This window comes from Clostridioides sp. ZZV14-6150 (genome assembly GCF_020657875.1).
GTDB lineage: Bacteria > Bacillota > Clostridia > Peptostreptococcales > Peptostreptococcaceae > Clostridioides.
The window spans coordinates 1-306 of sequence record NZ_JAGWDA010000097.1 but is presented as its reverse complement, the minus strand read 5'-3'; the positions used below and the strand labels follow the sequence as shown (position 1 = coordinate 306).

General features: G+C 28.4%; 1 rRNA gene. It reads right to left on the bottom strand.

Features of this window, described 5'->3' with window-relative positions:
• Window positions 1–86, bottom strand: a 5S ribosomal RNA gene (gene rrf / locus KGF41_RS20680); the annotation flags it as partial.
• Window positions 87–306: the final 220 nt, after the last annotated feature.

Here is a 306-nt window from a genome sequence, read left to right as displayed (position 1 = left end):
TCCCACCAAGTACCATCAGCGCTAGAGAGCTTAACTTCTGTGTTCGGAATGGGAACAGGTGTATCCTCTCTGCTATTATAACCAGATTATTGTCTAAATTTTCATTTATCTTTTTTCTAAGACAAGTATTATAATAACATCTTTGTCTTATTATGTCAATACTTTTTTCATTCGATTTTTAGCTTATAAAACTCTTAAAAATCTCTAATTATTGACAAATTTAAATACATAGAGTTAACACTCTAAAAACTACATATATATTTTAATTAATGAACATCAAATAAATATTGGTCAAGTCCTCGACCT